This is a genomic window from Roseinatronobacter thiooxidans, from assembly GCF_001870675.1.
Lineage (GTDB): Bacteria > Pseudomonadota > Alphaproteobacteria > Rhodobacterales > Rhodobacteraceae > Roseinatronobacter > Roseinatronobacter thiooxidans.
This window is the reverse complement of record NZ_MEHT01000018.1, coordinates 72,330-89,197: the sequence shown is the minus strand read 5'-3', so window position 1 is coordinate 89,197 and position 16,868 is coordinate 72,330. Positions and strand designations below refer to the sequence as shown.

At 60.8% G+C, this 16,868-nt stretch carries 14 protein-coding genes; 8 read left to right on the top strand and 6 right to left on the bottom strand.

Annotation, left to right across the window (positions count from 1 at the left end; genetic code table 11):
* Window positions 1–64: 64 nt before the first annotated feature.
* The 4 genes from BG455_RS09830 to bchF are packed head-to-tail and all read right to left on the bottom strand — an operon-like array spanning window position 65 to window position 7,007.
* A complete protein-coding gene (locus BG455_RS09830; protein WP_071469816.1) occupies window positions 65–3,622 on the bottom strand; it encodes a magnesium chelatase subunit H in 3,558 nt (1,185 codons plus the stop codon).
* Window positions 3,612–5,195, bottom strand: a complete 1,584-nt coding sequence (gene bchB, locus BG455_RS09825; RefSeq protein WP_071469815.1) for a ferredoxin:protochlorophyllide reductase (ATP-dependent) subunit B — start codon at window positions 5,193–5,195, stop codon at window positions 3,612–3,614. The genes BG455_RS09830 and bchB overlap by 11 nt, the downstream gene beginning before the upstream one ends.
* Before the next feature lie 49 nt (window positions 5,196–5,244).
* Window positions 5,245–6,525 (bottom strand): ferredoxin:protochlorophyllide reductase (ATP-dependent) subunit N, encoded by a 1,281-nt coding sequence (locus BG455_RS09820; protein WP_071469814.1) that lies wholly within the window; start codon window positions 6,523–6,525, stop codon window positions 5,245–5,247.
* Window positions 6,522–7,007 (bottom strand): 2-vinyl bacteriochlorophyllide hydratase, encoded by a 486-nt coding sequence (gene bchF / locus BG455_RS09815; RefSeq protein ID WP_071469813.1) that lies wholly within the window; start codon window positions 7,005–7,007, stop codon window positions 6,522–6,524. Before bchF ends, BG455_RS09820 begins: the two co-directional genes overlap by 4 nt.
* Window positions 7,008–7,327: 320 nt before the next feature.
* Between bchF and BG455_RS09810 the strand changes: the two genes are divergently transcribed.
* The 4 genes from BG455_RS09810 to bchJ all read left to right on the top strand — a co-directional run bounded on the left by BG455_RS09810 (window position 7,328) and on the right by bchJ (window position 12,046).
* Entirely contained in the window at window positions 7,328–8,125 is a 798-nt protein-coding gene (locus BG455_RS09810) for a cobalamin B12-binding domain-containing protein (RefSeq protein ID WP_143079909.1), read from the top strand.
* A gap of 149 nt (window positions 8,126–8,274) precedes the next feature.
* A complete protein-coding gene (gene ppsR, locus BG455_RS09805) occupies window positions 8,275–9,621 on the top strand; it encodes a transcriptional regulator PpsR (protein WP_143079908.1) in 1,347 nt (448 codons plus the stop codon).
* A 97-nt stretch (window positions 9,622–9,718) separates the two neighbouring features.
* The gene (gene bchE / locus BG455_RS09800; protein WP_071469811.1) at window positions 9,719–11,419 is read left to right on the top strand and encodes a magnesium-protoporphyrin IX monomethyl ester anaerobic oxidative cyclase; all 1,701 of its coding nucleotides are present in this window, start codon (window positions 9,719–9,721) and stop codon (window positions 11,417–11,419) included.
* Window positions 11,420–11,425: 6 nt separating this feature from the next.
* Window positions 11,426–12,046, top strand: a complete 621-nt coding sequence (gene bchJ, locus BG455_RS09795) for a bacteriochlorophyll 4-vinyl reductase (protein WP_071469810.1) — start codon at window positions 11,426–11,428, stop codon at window positions 12,044–12,046.
* Here bchJ and BG455_RS09790 read toward each other — a convergent pair.
* Complete coding sequence (locus tag BG455_RS09790) at window positions 12,018–12,275, bottom strand: PepSY domain-containing protein (protein ID WP_084386235.1); 258 nt, start codon at window positions 12,273–12,275, stop codon at window positions 12,018–12,020. The genes bchJ and BG455_RS09790 overlap by 29 nt on opposite strands.
* 153 nt (window positions 12,276–12,428) lie before the next feature.
* Between BG455_RS09790 and chlG the strand changes: the two genes are divergently transcribed.
* Genes chlG through idi form a run of 4 tightly spaced genes read left to right on the top strand, consistent with a single transcriptional unit; the run spans window position 12,429 to window position 16,332 of the window.
* Window positions 12,429–13,328 (top strand): chlorophyll synthase ChlG, encoded by a 900-nt coding sequence (chlG, locus tag BG455_RS09785; RefSeq protein WP_071469939.1) that lies wholly within the window; start codon window positions 12,429–12,431, stop codon window positions 13,326–13,328.
* Window positions 13,325–14,596 carry a BCD family MFS transporter gene (locus BG455_RS09780; RefSeq protein WP_071469809.1) on the top strand — a complete coding sequence of 424 codons (1,272 nt, stop codon included), beginning with the start codon at window positions 13,325–13,327 and terminating at the stop codon, window positions 14,594–14,596. The genes chlG and BG455_RS09780 overlap by 4 nt, the downstream gene beginning before the upstream one ends.
* A gap of 3 nt (window positions 14,597–14,599) precedes the next feature.
* The gene (locus BG455_RS09775) at window positions 14,600–15,781 is read left to right on the top strand and encodes a geranylgeranyl diphosphate reductase (RefSeq protein ID WP_071469808.1); all 1,182 of its coding nucleotides are present in this window, start codon (window positions 14,600–14,602) and stop codon (window positions 15,779–15,781) included.
* The gene (idi, locus tag BG455_RS09770) at window positions 15,778–16,332 is read left to right on the top strand and encodes an isopentenyl-diphosphate Delta-isomerase (RefSeq protein ID WP_071469807.1); all 555 of its coding nucleotides are present in this window, start codon (window positions 15,778–15,780) and stop codon (window positions 16,330–16,332) included. Before BG455_RS09775 ends, idi begins: the two co-directional genes overlap by 4 nt.
* Before the next feature lie 13 nt (window positions 16,333–16,345).
* Here idi and tspO read toward each other — a convergent pair whose 3' ends face one another.
* Complete coding sequence (gene tspO, locus BG455_RS09765) at window positions 16,346–16,804, bottom strand: tryptophan-rich sensory protein TspO (RefSeq protein ID WP_071469806.1); 459 nt, start codon at window positions 16,802–16,804, stop codon at window positions 16,346–16,348.
* Window positions 16,805–16,868 lie beyond the last annotated feature (64 nt).

Below are 16,868 nucleotides of genomic sequence, written 5' to 3'. Positions count from 1 at the left end.
ATACTCCGGGGGTGCGGGGGCTGGCCCCCGCTGGCCGGATGTGGCGTGTGTGTCATGGGGCTGCTCATTCGGCGGCAATCCCTTCAACACGGTCTTCGATCTCGTCTGCGGCATCCTGAAGTGCGGCCAAGGTGGCGGCATCGGGTTGCCAGTAGTTCCGCTCGGACGCCTCGATCAGGCGGCCTGCCAGTCTTGCGCTGGCTTGCGGGTTCAATTCGGCCAGACGGCGGCGCATGGCCTCGTCCAGCACGAATGTTTCGGACAGGCGCTGATAGACCCATGGGTCCACTGTGCCGGTGGTGGCCGACCAGCCCATTGTGTTGGTCACCTGCGCTTCGATCTGGCGCACGCCTTCGGCCTTATGCGTCAGCAGCGCCTCGTAGAATTTCGGGTTCAGCGAGCGCGAGCGCGTCTCCAGTGCGATCTGGTCGCGCAGGCTGCGCACTTTGCCACTGCCGCGCGTCTGATCGCCAATGTAAACCGGCGTATCCGCCCCGCCCCGTGCGCGTTTCACCGCGCGGGCAATGCCGCCCAGCGTGTCGAAATAATGGTCAACCGTGGTGACCCCCAACTCGACCGATTCAAGGTTCTGATAGGCCAGATCGACAGTTTTCAGCGTGGCTTTCAGCAATTCGGGCTGCGCGACTGGCGCGCCATTCACCCCGTAGGCAAAGCCCTTGCGCGCCTGATAGGCATCTGCCAGCTCGTCTTCGTCGCCAAAGGTGGAACTGTCGACCAGTTGGTTGACGTTAGAGCCATAGGCCCCTTCGGCATTCGAGAAGACGCGCAGCGCGGCGATCTCAAGCGACACACCCAGATCGCGGGCAGCGGCCAGCGCATGGGCGCGGATGAAATTCTGTGCCTCTGGTTCATCCGCCAGTGCCGCTTTCTGTGCGGCTTCGGCCAGAAGGCGGGTTTGCAGCGGCAGCAGGTCGCGGAAAATCCCCGACAGGGTCATCACCACATCAATACGCGGGCGGCCCAATTCGGATAGCGGGATCAGGTCTGCGCCTGACAGCCGCCCATAGGCGTCAAACCGGGGCTTTGCGCCCATCAGCGCCAGCGCCTGCGCCATCGGCCCGCCATCGGATTTGATATTGTCCGACCCCCACAGAACCATCGCTACTGTGCGGGGCAATGTCGGGTGTGCATCCAGCAGTTTTTGTGCCTGCACCGCCCCTTCGCGCAGCGCGAAAGCTGTGGGCATGCGGAACGGGTCAAACGCATGGATATTGCGGCCTGTCGGCACAATATCGGGCGAGCGGATCAGATCGCCACCCGGAACAGGTGCGATATATTCCGCCCCAAGGGCGCGCAGCAGGCCGCGCATTTCATGATCGCCCTGCAAATCGCGGTTCATGCGCGCGCGGGTCACGTCATCGACATCGACCAGCGCCAGCAGGTGCTTGCGCGCCTCTGCATCCATGGGCTTGCCCATGATGTGCAGTCCTTCAGGGATCAGCGCATCTTCAACTTCCAGCAGCTTCAGCCACAGCCCCGCAGGTTCGCCCGACAGGTCCAGGCTCGCGGCCTGTTCAGCGATCAGCGCTTCCAGATCGCGCTGGTCTTCGGTTGCGGCATCGACCCTGCGCCAGCGTTGCAGGCTGTCTTTCAACTCCTGCAAGCCACGATACAGGCCCGCTTGTGCCACGGGGGGTGTCAGATGCGTGATGGTGACCGCGTTCGAGCGGCGCTTGGCCAATGATGCCTCGGACGGGTTATTCGCAGCATAAAGGTAGATATTGGGCAGATTGCCGATCAGCCGGTCCGGCCAGCAGGTGCGGCTGACGCCGGCCTGTTTGCCCGGCATGAATTCCAGCGCGCCATGCATGCCGAAATGCAGCACGGCATCGGCGGCGAACTCTTCGCGCATCCAGCGGTAGAAGGTGGTGAAAGCATGTGTGGGCGCAAAGCCTTTTTCGAACAAAAGGCGCATCGGGTCGCCCTCATAGCCGAATGTGGGCTGGATGCCGACAAAGACATTGCCAAATTCCGCCCCCAGCACGAAAACACCGCGCCCGTCGGATTGCACGCGCCCGGGCGCTGGCCCCCAGACTTCTTCAATCTCGGACAGCCACGGTGTGCCGGTCACGATCCGGTCGGCGCTGACATGCGCCGCGACATTGGCGGGCATGCCATAGGTGCGGGCATTGCCCTCCAGCACCAGCGCGCGCAAGCTGTCCACGCTTTCAGGCGGGGTCAGGGCATAGCCTTCGCGGGCCATGGCGTGCAGCGTGTTGAACAGGCTTTCAAAGACCGACAGATAGGCGGCTGTTCCCACTGCGCCTGCATTGGGCGGAAAGCCATAAAGCACAATCGCAACCTTGCGCTGGGCCACATCGGCACGGCGCAGGCGGACCATGCGCGCGGCTTTGTCGGCCAGTGCCGCGATGCGTTCAGGGCAGGGGGACATGGCTTTGGCATTGGCATCATTCATCGGCATGCAGCCACCGGGGCAACCCTGACAGCCATCGACCCCGTGACGGCCCGCAAAGGCTGTGGGGCAGGTGGCACCGTCAATTTCGGGCAGGGCGATCAGCATGGTGGTTTCAACCGGCCCAAGCCCGCCGCCGGATTTGGCCCATTGGCCCAAAGTCTGGAATTCCAGCGGATGGGCGACAAGATAGGGCACATTCAGCGCCTTGAGAACTTCAACCGCAGCGGGGCTGTCATTATAGGCAGGCCCGCCCACAAGGCTGAAGCCGGTCAGCGACAAAAGCGTGTCGATATTGCCGGTATGGTAGGTCGAGATTGCGGGACGGCCATCAAGCCCCCCTGCAAAGGCAGGGATCACGGCCAGACCCTGCGCTTCCAGCGCGCGGATGACAGCGTCATAATGCGCCGTGTCAGAGGCCAGAATGTAGGAGCGCATCAGCAACAGGCCGATTGTGCCCTTGGCGTTTTCGGGGCGGGGCAGATCGGCCAGATTGGTGGTGATCCGATCCCCCAGATCGGGGTGGTAGAGGCCCACATCGGGGTAGTCGATCGGGGCCGCGGCCTTGATTTCGCGCCATTCGGGACGGTCGGCATAACGCGCGATGAGAAAGCGCATCATCGCCTCGATATTGTCATCCGACCCGCCAAGCCAGTATTGCATGGACAGGAACCACGCGCGCAAATCCTGTGCCTTGCCGGGGATGAACCGCAGGATTTTGGGCAGGCGGCGCAGCAGGCTCATCTGCTTTTCGCCAGAGGCGGGTTTGGACTTGTCGCCGCCGCCGCGCAGTTTTTTCATGATTTTGGCAATGCCGGTGGCGGGTTTGGACATGTCCAGATCACCCATTTTCGTCAGCTTGACGATCTGGGGGTCTGCGATCACGCCAACAAAGGCATCGCAGCGCGCGCTGGCCGCCTGCAATTCGGGCAGGCAGGCAGAGACATGTTCTTCGATGAACAACAGGTTGGCGACAACGATATCGGCAGCGTTAATGGCCGCTTTGGCTTCGGCCAGCGCTGCGGGGTTTTCGGCCCATTCGGCGGCAGCATGGATCGACACGTCCAACCCGGGGAAATTCTCGCGCAGGCGGGGCAGAACGCGCTCTGCCGGACCGGCAGCATGCGCGTCGAGCGTGACCACGACAAAGCGGTAAGGGGCGGGTTGGAGGGTGCGACTATCGAGCATAATGGGCCTTCGCCTCGTAGAGCGTGTCGACAGAGATTTCGTGTATCCCTTTTTCAAGGGCGAATTTCTCGGTGTTGCGCCGTGCCTTGCCGCGCACGAAGAAGGGGATCTTCTTCAACTCGCGTTCTGCACAGGTGAGCCAGATGATGTTGTCAGGCAGGGCAGGGGTGTCGGGTGTGGAAAGGGGGGCGGATGGCGGGGGCATCGAGCCCCCTTCATCCGCGGCCGCATCCGCGGCGGTTGCACCCGCATCATGCCGGGGCGCGTGGCCGCCGTGATGCGAGGGGCCTGCTGCGTCATGAAACTCGAAATCGTCGCGGAACATGTGCAAAAGATGCTCTTCCAGCCCCATGACCAGCGGGTGAACCCATGTGTCAAACAGGACATTCGCGCCTTCAAACCCCATCTGGGGCGAATAGCGGGCGGGGAAATCCTGCACATGCACAGGCGCGGAAATCACAGCGCAGGGAATGCCCAGACGCTTGCCGATATGGCGTTCCATCTGGGTGCCAAGGATCATTTCAGGGGCGGCGGCCTCGATTGCGGCCTCGACCTCAAGGTAATCATCGGTGATCAAGGCCTCTAGCCCGAACTCCTTGGCCAGAGCGCGCAAGGGGCGGGCCTGTTCGCGGTTGTAGCAGCCCATGCCGCACACTTCGAACCCCATCTCGTCGCGCGCCACTTTGGCAGCCGCCATGACATGGGTGCCATCGCCGAACAGGAACACCCGCTTGCCGGTCAGATAGGTGCTGTCGACGGAGGCGGCCCACCACGGCTGGCGCATGCGCGTCTCGTCCACCGGCATTGTGCTGCCGGACAGGGTGCGCACTTCCTCGATAAAGGCGCGGGTGGCGTGGGCGCCGATGGGAATGGTTTTGGTAAAGGGCTGGCCCAATTCTTTCTCGCACCAGCGTGCTGCGGATTCGGCGGTTTCGGGATAGAGCAGCACGTTGAAATGGGCCGCGCCCATGCGGGTGATGTCGGCCGGGGTCGCGCCCATGGGGGCGGCAACATTCACCTCGATCCCCATTTCGGATAAAAGCCCTGTGATCTCGGCCAGATCGTCGCGGTGGCGAAAGCCCAAGGCTGTGGGGCCAAGGATGTTGCAGGTCACACGCGTGGTGCGGGCCATCGGCTTGGCCAATGTGCGGCAGATCTGCAAGAACGCCTCGTCACAGCCGAAATTCTCCTTGCGCTGGTAGCTGGGCAGTTCCAGTGCGATGACAGGCACCGGCAATTCCATGGTTTCAGCCAGACCGCCGGGATCGTCCTGAATCAACTCGGCTGTGCAGGAAGCCGCGACCATCAGCGCCTGCGGCTGAAAGCGGTCAAACGCATCTTTGCAGGAGGATTTGAACAGGCCAGATGTATCGGCCCCAAGATCGCGCGCCTGAAAAGTGGTGTAGCTGACCGGGGGGCGGTGATTGCGCCGCTCGATCATGGTGAACAGAAGATCGGCATAGGTGTCGCCCTGCGGGGCATGCAGCACCATGTGCAGACCCTGCATGGCCGTGGCAACGCGCATGGCGCCGACATGGGGCGGGCCTTCATATGTCCAGACTGCGAGTTTCATGCGTGCACCGTTGCAATTTGAGTATTTCTGGCAAGAAAATGAGGGTGGGTCATTCTGCTGCCTCCAGCCGGTTGGGGTGCTGGCGCTTCAGCGCCGCGTGGCGGCGCAGGGGGCGCGCGAAAAGCGCGGCCAGATCACCGGCCTGTTCGTAGAAATGCACAGGGGTGAAAACCAACTCGATGGCCCATTTGGTGGCCAGCCCTTCTGCTTCCAGTGGGTTGGCAAGGCCAAGGCCGCAGACTGTCAGGTCCGGGCGGGCGGCGCGGACGCGGTCGAGTTGCAGATCGACATCCTGCCCCTCGGAGATGACAGGACCAGCGGCGATGAGGTCGAGTTCAGGGCCGTGCAGGTCTGTGTGCAGATAGGGGGTGCCGATTTCAATAGCGTCCATGCCGCATTCGCGGGTCAGGAAACGGGCCAGCGGGATTTCCAGCTGGCTGTCAGGCATGAAGAAGATGCGCTTGCCGCGCAGGGTGGTTGCAGCGGCGGCAATGGCTTTTTCGGCACGCGCGCGGGGGGCGGCGACAACCTGATCAACCTTCTCGGGCGCGATGCCGAATTCGGCGGCAACAGCCTTGAGCCAGAGCGTGCTGCCTTCGGCCCCAAAGGGGAAGGGTGCAGAGATGTGGCGCGCGCCTGCGCGGGTCAGGGCGGCGTGGGTGTCACCCAGGAAAGGCTGGGTCAGGGCGAAAACCGTGTTCGGGCCAATGGCGGGCGTGTCCTGCACACGGCGCGAGGGCAGGCAGCGTACAGGCGTGACGCCGATCTGCGCCAGCAGGTCAAGTGCCTGATCTTCGACCACATCTGGCAGCGCGCCCACAAGCAGCAATTCTTGCGCGTCAGTCTGCGGCAAGGCAGGCACCATGGCCGCAAGGCAGGCGTCTTCGCCTTGGGTAAATGTTGTCTCGATGCCCGAGCCGGAGAAATTCAGCACGCGGACATTGGGCCCGTGCGCAGCGCTTAGGCGTTCTGCAGCGCGGGCAAGGTCCAGCTTGATCACCTCGGACGGGCAGGAGCCGACAAGGAACAACTGCCGGATATCAGGGCGGCGCGCCAGCAGACGGTCTACTTCGCGGTCCAGTTCCTCATTCGCATCGGCCATGCCGGCCAAGTCTTTTTCTTCCAGAATGGCGGTGCCGAAACGGGGTTCGGCAAAGATCATGACGCCCGCTGCCGATTGCAGCAGATGCGCGCAGGTGCGCGAGCCGACAACAAGGAAAAAGGCGTCCTGCATCTTGCGGTGCAGCCAGATGATGCCTGTCAGGCCGCAGAACACTTCGCGCTGGCCGCGCTGTTTCAGAACGGGGGTATCGCGGCAACCGGTGCTCATGCTGACACCTCCTGTGATGGGGTGGCAGAGAGGCGCGCCATGCGCAATTTCCAGATGAATTGTGCGGCATTCACGAAATAGGCCACATAGGCCACAAGCGCGAGCAGCATAAGTTGCTGCGGGGTCATGAAGCCTGCGAACAGGGCCACAAGATACAGGGTATGCAGGGCAATCACGCCGAAGCTGACGACATCTTCCCAGAAAAAGGCAGGGGCCAGCAGATATTGGCCGAAGACCTCTTTCTCCCAGATCGCGCCCGTGACCATGATGGTGTAAAGCGCTAGTGTCTTTAACAGAACCGAGATGGTCGCGGCCATATAGCCTTCGCCTGTCATCAAAAAGCGCAGAACAAGTGCCGCCGAGACAAGGCAGATCAGAAATTGCACCGGCGCCAGAATGCCCTGAACAAGCGTCCAGCGCGACGCGTCGCGCTTTTTGCGTTGCTCTGGCGTGTAGAGCGCTTTTTGCAGATTCTGCGCCATATGGCCCCCCAATCGCGATTCCTGAGATCAGCTTAGCCTTTGATTGCGATAAGTGTCAACTAAAACTTACACGTTGAAATCGGGATTGTGCCAGCTAATGTTTACGCATCGAGCGAGGGTTATTTCGCAGCTAAGGCAATAAAAACAGGTAGATGCGTGAAATGTTTGGGTCTTGCCCCTTTGGGGTGGCCTGAATCTGTAAGTTTTGTTTGACAATCTTGCAGCTTCCTGAGACGGTAATGGTTGACGGCATGTCGCCGTCAAAGCCCTTTGGTGTCAGAGGGGGTAATAGCTGCCGCACATACGAGGGGGCGGAGGTCATGGATGGTCTGGTGCAGCCGGTAACATCTACAAGACGTGTCGAGGATATGCCGCTTCGCAGGTTCGCGATGCGCGTTGTCTCGGAGTTGACCCGCGCCTCTGATTGCGGGAATGGCCCGCTGAGCGGCGTCATTGCCAAACTGGTGACCGATTTTGCCCGCAGCGGTGACAACCGCGCGCTCAGCGCGTTATATGCAGAGATGCGCCTGAGGCGCATTTCGGCAGAGGATGTCATGGATGCCTATCTGCCAGATGCGCTGGGGATGATCGGGCAGGAATGGCATGACGAGGAAATTGATATTCTGCATGCCTCTATGGCATGCGCGCGGCTGCAAAACCTGCTGCGCGAATTGGGGCGGGCATGGGCGTCGGACCGGACGGGCCGTATGGGCGATGGCCGCATTCTGATGACCTTACCCGCAGGCGAGCAGCATACTGTCGGCCTGATGCTGGCGGCCAACCAGTTGCGCCGGATTGGCGTGTCTGTGAAAGTCATGCTTTTGCCCAAAACGACCGAGTTGCGCGATATTCTGACACATAACAGGTTCCATGCTGTCTTTATTTCCGTCTCAAACGAGTCGTCACTTCTGCCCTGTGGCCATATGGTGCGCGACTTGCGGACATGGTCACAACACCACATACCGATCGTGATCGGAGGGGGCTTGGTTTCAGGCTCCGATAGCGATAATCATCACCGCCGAATCGCAGAGATAACTGGCGCGGATCTTGTCACAAGTGACATAAGCCGCGCCCTTCATTCTTGCGGCATACAGCAGATCAGTGCGGCAGCAGAATAGCAGTATTTCGCTTAACGACCGCAAGTTTGGCTGCCAATGCGGCGGCAGGAGGGAAGCGAGTGACCTTGCCAGATCATGGTGGGCTGTCAGGGCCAGAAGAAATTGCAAGGTTCATTGATGATCCCTTGACGTCATCTGTGCTTACAAGCATGGCCGATATCTGCCTTGTCCTGTCCCCCGAGGGCCGCATCAAAGCGGTGTCATCCAAAAAAGGCTCTCCCGTTACAGGTGTAGTGGCGGGATGGAAAGACAAGGTTTTGTCTGAACTTATTGACTCGATGTCGACTGAGAAGATGCGCAAGCGCGTCGATCAGCTTGCAAAAGACGCGGCCAGTCCAGAGGTGAGTCCGCCGCGCTGGGTCGAGTTGCTGCATATGCTGGGGCAGGGCGAGACATTGCCGGTGCGCTATGCGTTGCATCTGCTGCATGACAAGCGTCATGTGCTGATGTTGGGGCAGGATCAGCGCCCGACGATTGAAATGCAGCAAATGTTGCTGAATGCCCAGATCGCGCTGGAACGCGACCACGAAGCGCAGCGCGAGATTGACACGCGCTACCGGCTGCTGATGGATTTCACCAGCGACTCTATTATTCTGGTGTCGGTCGGGTCGGGGTTGATTGTCGATATTAACCATAATGCAGCGCTGATGCTGGCGCGCACGCGTGGTGACTTGTTGGGCAAATCGCTTGCCGACTATTTTGCCGATCACACGCGCGACAGTCTTGTAGCCGGGTTGGAAAAGCCGGTTCAGGTTGGGTCTGCCGCGATGATGGAGGTTGAAATCAAGTCGTCGCAGCGCAGGCTGCAACTGTCTGGCAAGATGTTCCGCGCCTCGGGCGAGCAGTTGGCCATCATCCGCCTGTCAGATCCGGGCGCGGGTGTGGTGGCGGATGAGCGTCTGACCTCCAACCTGCGGCAATTGTTTAACCATGGGTCTGATGCGATTGTGTTCTCAGACCGTGACGGGAATATTCTGGCAGCAAGCGAGACATTCCTGAACCTGACCGATGTGCCCTCGGCCTCGGCGGTGCGGGGGCGGTCGCTGGCAGAGTTTCTGGCCCGCGGCGCAGTGGATTTGCGCGTGCTTTTGGAAAATGCCCGCCGCGCGGGGCAGTTGCGCATGTATGCCACCAAGCTGAACACCGATTTTGGCGCACAGGTGGGTGTCGAGATTTCGGCGACATGGCTGGATGACCAGTTTGATCCTGTTCTGGCGCTGGTGTTGCGCAACGCGTCCAGTGCGGGTGCTGTGCGCCCTGATACGGGCAGCGGGCAGGACCAGAACATGCAAGGCGTGATCGAACTTGTCGGATCGTCCACCCTGAAAGACATCGTGTCCGAAACGACGGATGTGATTGAGAAGATTTGTATCGAGACCGCGCTGGAACTGACCCGCAACAACCGTGTTGCTGCCGCAGAAATGCTGGGGCTGTCGCGCCAGTCCTTGTATGTGAAGCTGCGCAAATACGATCTGGTCAGCAAGGACGAAGGATAATCCTGTTTTTACATTGCGTATTTGCGCAGGCTTGATCTGTGTCAATTAAAGTTTCCACATTGTGTGTCAGTTTATGTTTACACAATGGAGGGAACCCATGCGAATCGTCTTTGTTCACCCGAATTATCATTCTGGCGGTGCCGAGATTGCCGGCAGTTGGCCGCCCGCTTGGGTGGCTTATCTGACCGGCTCGCTAAAGGGCGCAGGGTTTGATGACATCCATTTCATCGATGCGATGACCAATCACATCGACGATGACAGTCTGCGCACACGACTGGCCGAATTGAAGCCCGATGTGGTGGGCGTCACTGCCATCACCCCGTCGATCTATGTGGCCGAAGAAGTGTTGCGCATAGCCAAAGATGTCGCCCCCGATGCCGTAACGGTGTTGGGCGGCATTCACGGCACATTCATGTTCCGTCAGGTACTCAGCGAAGCGCCGTGGATTGACGTGATCGTACGTGGCGAAGGCGAAGAGATTGTCGTCAATCTGATGCAAACCATCGCCGAAGGGCGCTGGCCTGCCGACCGGCGCAAAATCCACGGTCTGGCCTTCACTGAAGAGGGCGAGATTGTCGCCACGCAAGCGGCCTCGACTGTCAAGAACCTGGACGGGATCAAGCCTGATTGGTCGATCCTTGAATGGGACAAATACATCTATGTGCCGCTGAACCGCCGTGTGGCCATTCCGAACATGGCGCGCGGCTGTCCGTTCACCTGCTCGTTCTGTTCGCAGTGGAAATTCTGGCGCGATTACCGCGTGCGCGACCCCAAGAAAGTGGTCGATGAGATTGAGGATCTGGTCGAAAACCATGGTGTCGGCTTCTTTATCCTTGCGGATGAGGAACCCACCATCAACCGCAAGAAATTCATTGAATTCTGCGAAGAGCTGATCGCCCGCGACCTGCCTGACCGCATTCAATGGGGTATCAACACCCGCGTGACCGACATCATGCGCGACAAGGAACTGCTGCCGTTCTACCGCAAGGCCGGTCTTGTGCATGTCTCGCTGGGCACCGAAGCGGCCGCACAGCTGAAGCTGGACCAGTTCAACAAGGAAACCACTGTCGCGGATAACAAGGAAGCCATCCGCCTGCTGCGCGAGGCTGATATCTTCACCGAGGCGCAGTTTATCGTCGGGCTGGACAATGAAACCGCCGAGACACTGGAAGAAACCTTCCAGATGGCGTGGGACTGGCAGCCGGATCTGGCCAACTGGGCGATGTATACGCCCTGGCCCTTCACGCCCTTGTTTCAGGAATTGCGCGATCAGGTCGAGGTGTTCGACTACTCCAAGTACAACTTCGTGACCCCCATCATGAAGCCCAAGGAAATGACGCGCGGCGGGCTGCTGGAAGGGGTGCTGAAGAATTACCGCCGTTTCTATATGCGCAAGGCGCTGTTCCATTACCCGTGGCGCGGCACCGGCTACCGGCGGAAATACCTGCTGGGCTGTCTGAAGGCGTTTTTGAAAGCCGGTGTGCAGCGCCAGTTCTATGATCTGGGCAAGAACGGCTATTTCACGCTGGAATCGCGCGACAAGATGGATTTCGGCTTTGACATGACCCGCACCATTGCCGATGCGCAAATGGCGGATTGGGAAGATCACGCCGATAAAAAGCGCAAGGCGGCAGAGCGGCGCGAAGCGTTGAGGGTGCAAGGCAAGGCACGCGCCGAGGAGCGCAACGCCATCAAAGCCTGCGGCGGTGGCGGGCAAATGAGTGACGAGGCAGATGCGCCGCGCCCCTTCCGCATGCCCAATGGCGCAACGCCCGGCATGCGCGAACCGGCAGAGTAGCCCCGGATGAAAGGACAGGCGCGCATCGGGCCGAATGCGGTTCTGCAACATTTGCCGGTGCTGGATGCCGAGATTGGCGAGGCATTGCGCCACGCCCTTCTCTACCGCGCCGAGATTGAAGCGCCGCCCTTGGATGCAGGCATGCTGCCGGAAGATGAGGTGGCGCGCCTGCACAATGCGGTGCGCCTGTTCCTGCCAGACCGCGCGCCGCGCATCCAGCGCGCGGCGGGGCTGGCAACGGGGGATTATATTCTGGCCCACCGCATCCCGCGCCTTGCACAGCGCCTGATCCGCGCGCTGCCCTATGCGCTGGGCGCGCGGCTTCTATCGGCAGCAATTGCGAAACACGCATGGACATTTGCCGGTTCCGGCAAATTCCGCGTGGTCAGCCACAGCCCGCTGGTGTTCGAGATTGCGGGCAATCCGCTAGCGCAGATTTCGGCAGACGCGCCGATCTGCCAGTGGCATTCTGCCGTGTTCGAGCGGCTGTTCTCAACACTGGTCTGGCCTTCGACCCATGTGCAAGAGGTCAGCTGCACAGCCACCGGCGCACCCGCGTGCCGGTTCCAGATCGGCCCGTCGTACGCACAGCATACCTTCAGTAATCGCGGCGCACTTCTCCAGTGACGGGGTCAATCTTGACTTCAACCTTCGCCCCGTCGCGGGTGAACATCTCGATTTCCCAATAGCCATCATCATCCCATTCGATCTCGTCGATGAAATGTATGTCAAAGCTGTTTTCCAGCCCTGCGACGATTTCGGACAATGGCAGCGCCTCTTCGGGCGGGGTTCGTTCTGCAAGGGCTGGACCTGCACTAAGCGCAAGCGCCACGGGGAAAATATATCGAAATTTCATGTCGTCTCCAATTCAACGCTGCGTGTCAGATATGAACGTTGCGCGCATGTTCAACGTTCCCCGGTCCCGCTGCGCAAAAACTCGCCGAGTGTCAGGACAAATTAACACTTGATGGAATCCAAAATGTAAGGCAAAGTTTACAGCATGAGTGATATGAGTCTGCACACCCGCCCAAACCCCTCTGGCCTGCCGCAACCGCGCGCCATGCTGGAACTGATCAAGCCCATCACATGGTTTCCGCCGATGTGGGCCTATTTGTGCGGCATCATCTCGGTTGGGGTATGGCCGGAAAGCTGGGCTTTGGTTGTGCTGGGTGTCTTGCTGGCGGGGCCGATTGTCTGCGGCATGTCGCAGGCCGCCAATGACTGGTGCGACCGGCATGTGGACGCGATCAATGAACCCAACCGCCCGATCCCTTCGGGGCGTATTCCGGGGCGCTGGGGCTTGTATATCGCCCTTGCCATGAGCGTGCTTGCGCTGGCCGTCGGCTGGCAGCTTGGCCCTTGGGGCTTTGGCGCAACGATTGTGGGCGTGCTGGCCGCATGGGCCTATTCGGCAGAACCTGTGCGCGCCAAGCGGTCTGGCTGGTGGGGGCCGGGGCTGGTGGGGCTAAGCTATGAAAGCTTGCCTTGGTTCACAGGTGCTGCCGTCATCGCCGCCGGTGCACCGCGGTTCGAGATTGTCGCAATCGCTGTCCTGTATGGCCTTGGCGCACATGGCATCATGACAATCAATGATTTCAAAGCGATTGAAGGTGACCGCCAGATGGGCCTGAAATCGCTGCCCGTAACTTTGGGGCCAGTAGATGCGGCCACAGTCGCGGGCACGGTGATGGTGCTGGCGCAACTGGTTGTCGTGTTCCTGCTGCTGATCTGGGGCGCGCCCATTCATGCGGGTATTATCGCGCTTGGCATTGGTGTGCAGATCTGGGCGCTGGGGCGCTGGCGCAAAGACCCGGCCAAGCTGGCGCCGTGGTTCAATGGCACCGGCGTTGGCCCTTATGTGCTGGGCATGATGGTCGCGGCCTTTGCCCTGCGGGGGATTGGCGCATGACGCTAAGCTGGTTTCAGATTTTCCGCCTTGGGCTGGTGCAAGCCTGCCTTGGGGCGATTGTGGTGCTGATGACCTCAACCCTCAACCGCCTGATGGTGGTGGAATTGTCCTTGCCTGTGGTGCTGCCGGGGTTTCTGGTGGCGCTGCATTACGGTGTGCAGATCACGCGGCCCAATTGGGGCCATCTGGCCGATCAGGGCGGCAACCGCACACGCTGGATCATTGCGGGCATGGGGCTGTTGGCCTTGGGCGGGCTTGGCGCGGCATTTGCTATACCCTTGCTTGAGACGCATTTCGGCCTTGGGCTGGCGCTGTCGCTGGTCGCCTATGCTGTAATCGGGCTGGGTGTTGGGGCATCTGGCACCTCGCTTCTGGCGCTTCTGGCCACAGCCACGGCAGAACACCGCCGCCCTGCGGCGGCGACAATCACATGGCTGATGATGATTGCAGGCATCGCGCTGACGGCGATCACGGCGGGCAAGTTTATGGACCCTTACAGCCATGCGCGTTTGCTGGTCATTGTCGCGATCATCTGCACGGGCGCTGTAGCGCTGACCACTCTTGCTGTCTGGGGGATTGAACGGCGCGTGATCATCCGGCCCGCCCCTGCGCCTATTCGTTTCCGCGATGGGATGCGCGAGATATGGGCCGATACCCGCGCGCGGCATTTCACCTTTTTCGTGTTCCTGTCGATGACCGCCTATTTCATGCAGGAACTGATCTTGGAACCCTATGCCGGGTTGGTTTTCGGCTATACGCCGGGGCAGTCCACGCAAATGTCGGGCGCGCAGAATGGGGGCGTGTTCCTTGGCATGGTGCTGGTGGGCGTTGCGGCATCCGGTTTTCGCCTTGGCAGTCTGCGCGCTTGGGTTGTGGCGGGCTGTCTCGGATCGGCGGTCATGCTGGTGGCCATTGCGGGCGCGAGTTTCTGGCTGCTGCCCTTGGTGCCGCTGGTTGTGGCGCTTGGGTTCTTCAACGGCATGTTTGCTGTCGCGGCCATTGGCTCGATGATGCAACTGGCGGGCGAAGGCGTGGACAAGCGCGAAGGCACCCGCGTGGGGCTTTGGGGCGCATCGCAGGCCATCGCGGCTGGGTTTGGCGGTTTGACAGGGGCGGCGCTGGTCGATCTGGCGCGCAGCCTGTTGCCGGTGGCCGATGCCTTCGGCGCGGTCTTTCTGTTTCAGGCAACAATATTCATAGCGTCAGCGGCCTTGGCCGCGCGCATCATGTCACCGCGCCCGCAGGCGCTGATGGTTCCGGGGGAATAAGCCATGAAGTATGATGTTTTCATCGTGGGCGGAGGGCCATCAGGGGCCACAGCGGCAGATGATCTGGCGCGCGCTGGCAAGCGTGTGGCACTGCTGGACCGTGCAGGGCGGATCAAGCCATGCGGGGGGGCTATCCCGCCGCGTGCCATTGCGGATTTCGATATTCCCATGTCCCAGATCGTGGCGCAGATCACCACGGCGCGGATGATCTCGCCCACCGGCCGCGCGGTCGATATTCCGATTGAGAACGGTTATGTCGGCATGGTGGACCGCGAGGATTTTGACGAGTTCCTGCGCGACCGCGCTGCCAGCCACGGCGCAAACCGCCTGACCGGCACTTTCCTGCGGATCGAGCGCGATGTAGAGGGCACCCATGTCGTCTGGCGCGACAAGGCCACGGGCGAGGAGCAGCGCAGCGCAACGACGCTTGTAATCGGCGCGGATGGCGCGCGGTCCAATGTGGCGCGGGCCGAAGTGCCCGGCGGCGACAAGATCCCTTATGTGATTGCGTATCATGAGATCATCAAGGCCCCGCCCGCGAATGACGTCTATGACCCCGACCGCTGTGATGTGATCTATGACGGGCGCATCAGTTCGGATTTCTACGGCTGGGTGTTTCCGCATGGCAAACATGCCAGTGTCGGCATGGGCACCGAGATCAATGGCGCGGACCTGAAGAAAGCCACCGCCGATCTGCGCGCCATGTCGGGTTTGACCGATTGCGAAACGATCCGGCGCGAAGGCGCACCCATTCCGCTGCGCCCGATGGACCGTTGGGACAATGGCCGCGATGTGGTGCTGGCGGGCGATGCGGCAGGTGTTGTCGCGCCCAGCTCGGGCGAGGGGATCTATTACGCCATGGTCGGCGGGCGTGTGGCGGCGACAGCTGCGCAGGCGGCGCTGGCCTCTGGCAAAGCAAAAGACCTGAAATTGGCGCGAAAACTGTTCATGCGCGAACACAAGACCGTGTTCCGGGTGTTGCGCCAGATGCAGGATGCTTATTACAAGTCGGACGAGCGGCGCGAACGCTTCGTGAGCCTGTGTCACGATATCGACGTGCAGCGCCTGACATTCGAGGCGTATATGAACAAGAAACTGGTGGCGGCGCGCCCCATGGCGCATATCAAGATCGGGATCAAGAACATGCTGCATTTGACGGGCCTTGTCCGACCGGGGCATATATGACCACCCTTATTCCAGCCTGGGAAGAGGGCATGCTGAAACCGCTGGACAAACTGGATGTGCACCGGCGCGGGCTGCGGCACAAAGCGATTTCGGTCTTTGTGACCGAAGGCGACCGCGTGCTGATCCAGCGCCGCGCGCTGAGCAAGTATCACACGCCCGGATTATGGGCGAACACTTGCTGCACCCATCCGCATTGGGGCGAGTCCGATCTGGACTGCGCCTATCGCAGGTTGGAGGAAGAACTGGGCATCACCGGAATTGACCTGACCCATGCGACCGAGATCGAGTACCGCGCCGATGTGGGTGGCGGGCTGATCGAGCATGAGGTGGTGCAGGTCTATACCGCGCGGGTCATGGCCGACCTGAGCGTGACGCCCAACCCCGAGGAAGTGGCCGATATTGACTGGGTCAATCTGCCTGCCCTGCGCGCTATTGTAGAGCGCACGCCAGAGCATTTTACCCCGTGGCTGCGCATCTATCTTGCCAAATATGTGCGCACGATCTTCGGCGACCATGCGGCCAGCGCGAAAAGCTACGCGCTGAACCACTGACGCCCAACGCGGCCTAGGCGTATTGCGGGTTGCGCTGCATGACCGAGAAATTCAGCGCCCCCGCGATTGTCACCCACAGAAGATAGGGCGCAAACAGCATGCCCGCGATCGGGTCCAGCGCCCAGAAGCTGACCATCGTGGCGGCCACAAACACCCACATGAACCCCACGATCACAAGCGCCGCGCGCATGCGCTTCAGCCCGAAGAATACGGGCGACCACAGGGTGTTGAACGCGATCTGTGCTGCCCAGAAGGCCAGCGCTTGTGCGGACCCGTCCAGCAGCGCGATGCGCATGGCCGCATAGGCCATGGCGATATACAGCGTGACCCAGACCAGCGGGAAGACAATTCCCGGCGGGGTCCAGACGGGTTTGTTCAGGTCTCGATACCAGTTTCCCGGCTCGAACATCGACCCTGTCGCGCCCGCTGCGCCGCAAGCGGCAAGAAATGTCAGAAACAGAGCCCAATCCATCGCGTATCCTTTGTTCCTGCCTGTACCGCGCAAACCAAGTCTGACCTAATTGCGCGCCCTTACG

Bases quoted from the DNA above. Each gene is read 5' to 3' on its own strand.
- BG455_RS09830 (WP_071469816.1), bottom strand. From the start codon at position 3,622: ATGCTCGATAGTCGCACCCTCCAACCCGCCCCTTACCGCTTTGTCGTG.
- bchB (WP_071469815.1), bottom strand. From the start codon at position 5,195: ATGAAACTCGCAGTCTGGACATATGAAGGCCCGCCCCATGTCGGCGCC.
- BG455_RS09820 (WP_071469814.1), bottom strand. From the start codon at position 6,525: ATGAGCACCGGTTGCCGCGATACCCCCGTTCTGAAACAGCGCGGCCAG.
- bchF (WP_071469813.1), bottom strand. From the start codon at position 7,007: ATGGCGCAGAATCTGCAAAAAGCGCTCTACACGCCAGAGCAACGCAAA.
- BG455_RS09810 (WP_143079909.1), top strand. From the start codon at position 7,328: ATGGATGGTCTGGTGCAGCCGGTAACATCTACAAGACGTGTCGAGGAT.
- ppsR (WP_143079908.1), top strand. From the start codon at position 8,275: ATGGCCGATATCTGCCTTGTCCTGTCCCCCGAGGGCCGCATCAAAGCG.
- bchE (WP_071469811.1), top strand. From the start codon at position 9,719: ATGCGAATCGTCTTTGTTCACCCGAATTATCATTCTGGCGGTGCCGAG.
- bchJ (WP_071469810.1), top strand. From the start codon at position 11,426: ATGAAAGGACAGGCGCGCATCGGGCCGAATGCGGTTCTGCAACATTTG.
- BG455_RS09790 (WP_084386235.1), bottom strand. From the start codon at position 12,275: ATGAAATTTCGATATATTTTCCCCGTGGCGCTTGCGCTTAGTGCAGGT.
- chlG (WP_071469939.1), top strand. From the start codon at position 12,429: ATGAGTCTGCACACCCGCCCAAACCCCTCTGGCCTGCCGCAACCGCGC.
- BG455_RS09780 (WP_071469809.1), top strand. From the start codon at position 13,325: ATGACGCTAAGCTGGTTTCAGATTTTCCGCCTTGGGCTGGTGCAAGCC.
- BG455_RS09775 (WP_071469808.1), top strand. From the start codon at position 14,600: ATGAAGTATGATGTTTTCATCGTGGGCGGAGGGCCATCAGGGGCCACA.
- idi (WP_071469807.1), top strand. From the start codon at position 15,778: ATGACCACCCTTATTCCAGCCTGGGAAGAGGGCATGCTGAAACCGCTG.
- tspO (WP_071469806.1), bottom strand. From the start codon at position 16,804: ATGGATTGGGCTCTGTTTCTGACATTTCTTGCCGCTTGCGGCGCAGCG.